This is a genomic window from Halovivax sp. (genome assembly GCA_007119345.1).
Lineage (GTDB): Archaea > Halobacteriota > Halobacteria > Halobacteriales > Natrialbaceae > Halovivax.
The window spans coordinates 1-3,890 of the sequence record SKPV01000262.1 but is presented as its reverse complement, the minus strand read 5'-3'; the positions used below and the strand labels follow the sequence as shown (position 1 = coordinate 3,890).

Here is a 3,890-nt window from a genome sequence, read left to right as displayed (position 1 = left end):
GCTTCAGACGTCCTGGGGCAGCCACCCGCTTCAGACGTCCTGGGGCAGCCACCCGCTTCAGACGTCCTCGGGCAGCCACCCGCCGTCGACTTCGACGTTCTCGCCGCTGACGTACTCGTTCTCGGGGTCGAGGAAGAAGAGTACGGGCCGAGCGACGTCTTCGAAGCTCGCGGGCCGCCCGCGGGGAAGCTCCGCGGGGAATTCATCGGAGTTCTCGACGACGTACGGCGAGACCGCGTTCACGGTGATGCCGTCGTCCTGGGTGTCCGCGGCGAGCATCCGGGTGAACATGAGGACGCCCGCCTTGGCGGCGAAGTACGGGAAGTTGACGGGGTCGACGAGCCCCTTCTCGGCGGAGGCGTAGCCGACGTTGACGATTCGGCCGAATCCTCGCTCGCGCATCGCGGGGAGCGCGCGTTTCGCACAGAGGTACGTCGCGGTGAGGTTGGTGTCCATCACGCCCTGCCACGCGTCGAGATCGAGTTCCTCCCAGTGAACGGGCGCGAAGTCGCCCACGTTGTTGACGAGGCAGTCGACGGGGCCGAGGTCCGCCTCGACCGCCGCGAAGACCCCGTCGACGCTCTCGGGGTCGGTGACGTCGCCCTGGACCGTCGTCGCCTCGGGGGCGCCGCGGTCGCGCGCCGCGTCTGCGACCTCGCGGGCGTCGTCGGCGCTCGTGTGGTAGTGGACCGCGACGCTCGCGCCGCGCTCGGCGGCCGCGAGGAGCAACTCTCGCCCGAGTCCCCTGGCGCTGCCCGTCACCAGGACCGTCTGCGAGGAGAGATCTGGACCGTCCATGGGACGACTTCCGGGTCCGACGGGTTAGGTGTACTGGAGTCGGCTCTTGCCGTCGCGCTCGGACGCTGGAGTCGGCGGCTGTTGTCGCGACCGAATACCGGAATCACGGCCGCCGTCGCAGCCGGCCATCGGAGTCGCGGCCGCCGTCACAGCCGGCCGTCGTCGGTCCGGTCGTGACGCCGCGGGGCGCACGGGAATTTTGGCCGTCGCCGACAACCCTTTAGTCGCCACGAGTAGGAGTTCGGATATGACGCTGCGAACGATTCTGCTTGCGGTGGGACCGGGCGACGCCGATCGGACGGACGAACTGGCCGAAGCCGTCGTCGAGGTGGCGGAACCCGCGGGTGCGACGGTGGTGCTCGCCCACGTGTTCACGTCGGACGAGTACGACGAGGTCTGCCGACGCCTCGAGTTCGACCCCGACCTCGAGGAGATCGACCCGAACGACGTGGCGAAGCGTCACGCGACCATCCGGGACCTGGCGCGGACGCTCGAGGGGGCGGACGTGGACTACGAGGTTACGGGCGCCGTCGGCGATCACGGCGAGTCGATCGTCGACCTGGCGAGCGAGGCCGACGCGGACCGCGTGGTCGTCGGCGGTCGGCGCCGGACCCCGACCGGCAAGGCGGTGTTCGGTTCCACCGCCCAGGAGGTCCTGCTCTCGGCGCCCTGTCCGGTCACGTTCGTCCGCGGTGACGACTGAGTCGGGTCGGTCGGTGCGGTGTGCCGGCTGGGGCGGGTCGGTCGGTGCGGTGTGCCGACCGAAGCGGCTCGAGCGAGACGTGGCCGAAACGGATCGGGGGACGGATCACCGCTCGCGGTCGTCCGCTCGTTCCTTCCAGCGGCGCTCCTGACGGCGCTCGAGGACGTGTCGACGACCGCCGGCGAGTTCCTCGCGCGTGCGCCGTTCGAACCCTTCGATCTCGGTGAGGATGGTGTCCTGAAAGTCCTCGAGGACGTCGTAGGACCAGCGGTCGCCGTCGACCACGCCGTGGGGGAGCACCTCCTGGCGGAGCGCGTCGGCGAGCGCCTCGTGACCGCTCTCGCGGAGCCGGGACTCGGCGAGGTCGAGGTGGTCCATCCCGTGGCCGGTTGCGTGGTGGAACTCGATGAGTTCGCCCTGAGCGCGCTGGAGCCACTCCAGGCCGAGTTCGACCTCGTGGAGCGCCTCGAGTTCGGTCTCGGTGAGGGTCTCGTCGGGGGCCGCGTCGTCGGTTCCCATATCGGGTGTTACGTCGTCGCGGCGAAAACCGGTGTCGGTGGTTCGCGCGGGGCGGTCGTGCGGCGGGCGGCCTTCCGTCCCTCGCGGCCGGCTACTCGCTCGCGAGTAAGGATGTATGTAGTTAAGTACGCCGGCGGCAGTTTTCGGATACGGATGGTCTACTACGCGGGCGTCGACCTCGGCGCGACCAACGTCCGAGCCATCGTCGCCGACCGGGACGGCGAACCGCTGGCGACGAGTCGAAATCGGACGCCGCGCGGACCCAGGGGAATCGACGTCACCGAGGGCGTCCTTCGGACGCTTCGGGAGGCCTGCGACGAGGCGGGCGTCGAACCCGGGCGCGTTCGGGCGGCCGGCATCGGCTCCATCGGACCGTTCGACCTCGCCGAGGGCGCCGTCGTCGATCCGGCGAACCTGCCGGACACCATCGACCGGATCCCGCTCACGGGCCCGATCGCGAACGTGATCGACGGCGGGGAGGTCTACCTCCACAACGACACGAACGCGGGCGTCATCGGCGAGCGCTACCACGCCGACCGAAATCCCGACGACATGGTCTACGTCACGTTCTCGTCGGGGATCGGCGCCGGCGTCTGCTGTGACGGCGCGATCGTGGGCGGCTGGGACGGCAACGCCGGGGAGGTCGGCCACTACGTCGTCGACCCGCGGGGCCGGCTCACCTGCGGCTGCGGCCGGGACGGGCACTGGGAGGCCTACTGTTCGGGCAACGGCATCCCCGATTTCGCGCGCCTGCTGGCCGACGACGACCCCGGCATCGGGACCGACCTGCCGCTCGAGGACCCCGACTTCGACGCCGCCGACGTCTTCGCCGCCGCGGGGGCGGACGCACTCGCCGACCACGTGATCGAGCAGGTCGCCCACTGGAACGCGATGGGGATGACGAACGTCGTCCACTCGTTCGCGCCGCTGCTGGTCTCGATCGGCGGCGCCGTCGCGCTCAACAACCGGGAACTCGTCGTCGACCCGATCCGCGAGCACCTCGCCGAGAGCGTGATGACGAACGTCCCCGAGATCCAGGTCACGGAGCTGGGCGACGACGTCGTCCTGCGCGGAGCCCTGGCGAGCGCGATGACCCAGGGGACGGGCGATCGCTCTCGCATGCGAAGCTGACCGGTTTCGCCACCGACCGAGGGAGACGGTCGATCGCGGGCCGCCGCCACGAGTCCCGCGTTATCGACCGTTACATAGCTCGCAGGACCCCAACGTATACCCCGCGTCGGCCCCAAGTTCGAGCCGATGAGCGAAACCGAGACCGAACCGCTTCGCGAGCGCGTAGAGCGCTGGCTCACCACCCAGATGCCGATCATCCAGATGCACGGTGGCACCAGCGCCGTTCGGGAGGCCGACCCCGAGACGGGCGAGGTGATTATCGAGCTCGGCGGCGGCTGCCGGGGGTGCTCGGTGAGCGACATCACGACGAGCAACATCGAGGCCGAACTGCTCTCCTGGGACGAAATCGAGGACGTCACCGTCCGGGTGCCCGACGCCCGCGAGAGCCTCGGCGGCCCCGAGCAGGCCGAGTCGATCATGGGCATCGACCGAACCGAGGGCGGCCGCGGCGACTGGGGCTCGTCGAACCCCGGGAAAGATCACCTCTGAGGGTGCGCCCGTCACCGGACGGGGGCCGGTCGACGGGAGCCGCGTGCTACCGTCGGCCGACATCGGTCAGTTTTGAAACTGCCTACAGGCTTTTACGCGGCCGAGTCCTCCGGTCGGCCACAATGACGACTGGACGCTCACCGACGGGCGGTGGTCCGAATGGCTGAGGGACCGACCGGGGAGCCGTCCGACGGACATACCGGGCGGGCGACCGACGGAGCGACCGAGGAGCCGGCGGACGGAGCGACCG

The 3,890-nt window shown here is 70.1% G+C and carries 5 protein-coding genes; 3 read left to right on the top strand and 2 right to left on the bottom strand.

What is annotated here, in order from left to right; all coding sequences use genetic code 11:
• Nucleotides 1-57 precede the first annotated feature (57 nt).
• Entirely contained in the window at nt 58-798 is a 741-nt protein-coding gene (locus QZT59_RS17850) for an SDR family NAD(P)-dependent oxidoreductase (RefSeq protein ID WP_290819240.1), read from the bottom strand.
• Nucleotides 799-1,045: 247 nt separating this feature from the next.
• On the opposite strand from QZT59_RS17850, the gene QZT59_RS17845 reads away from it, so the two are divergent.
• A complete protein-coding gene (locus tag QZT59_RS17845) occupies nt 1,046-1,501 on the top strand; it encodes a universal stress protein (protein ID WP_290819239.1) in 456 nt (151 codons plus the stop codon).
• A 105-nt stretch (nt 1,502-1,606) separates the two neighbouring features.
• On the opposite strand, the gene QZT59_RS17840 is transcribed toward QZT59_RS17845, so the two are convergent.
• Nucleotides 1,607-2,020: a hypothetical protein gene (locus tag QZT59_RS17840; protein WP_290819238.1), complete on the bottom strand. Its 414-nt coding sequence runs from the start codon at nt 2,018-2,020 to the stop codon at nt 1,607-1,609.
• Nucleotides 2,021-2,173: 153 nt separating this feature from the next.
• Between QZT59_RS17840 and QZT59_RS17835 the strand changes: the two genes are divergently transcribed.
• The gene (locus QZT59_RS17835; RefSeq protein WP_290819237.1) at nt 2,174-3,151 is read left to right on the top strand and encodes an ROK family protein; all 978 of its coding nucleotides are present in this window, start codon (nt 2,174-2,176) and stop codon (nt 3,149-3,151) included.
• Nucleotides 3,152-3,277: 126 nt separating this feature from the next.
• Nucleotides 3,278-3,640: a NifU family protein gene (locus QZT59_RS17830; RefSeq protein ID WP_290819236.1), complete on the top strand. Its 363-nt coding sequence runs from the start codon at nt 3,278-3,280 to the stop codon at nt 3,638-3,640.
• Nucleotides 3,641-3,890 lie beyond the last annotated feature (250 nt).

What these genes read in the sequence shown, in the direction of transcription:
- QZT59_RS17850 (WP_290819240.1), bottom strand. Translation starts at nt 798, where the DNA reads ATGGACGGTCCAGATCTCTCCTCGCAGACGGTCCTGGTGACGGGCAGC.
- QZT59_RS17845 (WP_290819239.1), top strand. Translation starts at nt 1,046, where the DNA reads ATGACGCTGCGAACGATTCTGCTTGCGGTGGGACCGGGCGACGCCGAT.
- QZT59_RS17840 (WP_290819238.1), bottom strand. Translation starts at nt 2,020, where the DNA reads ATGGGAACCGACGACGCGGCCCCCGACGAGACCCTCACCGAGACCGAA.
- QZT59_RS17835 (WP_290819237.1), top strand. Translation starts at nt 2,174, where the DNA reads ATGGTCTACTACGCGGGCGTCGACCTCGGCGCGACCAACGTCCGAGCC.
- QZT59_RS17830 (WP_290819236.1), top strand. Translation starts at nt 3,278, where the DNA reads ATGAGCGAAACCGAGACCGAACCGCTTCGCGAGCGCGTAGAGCGCTGG.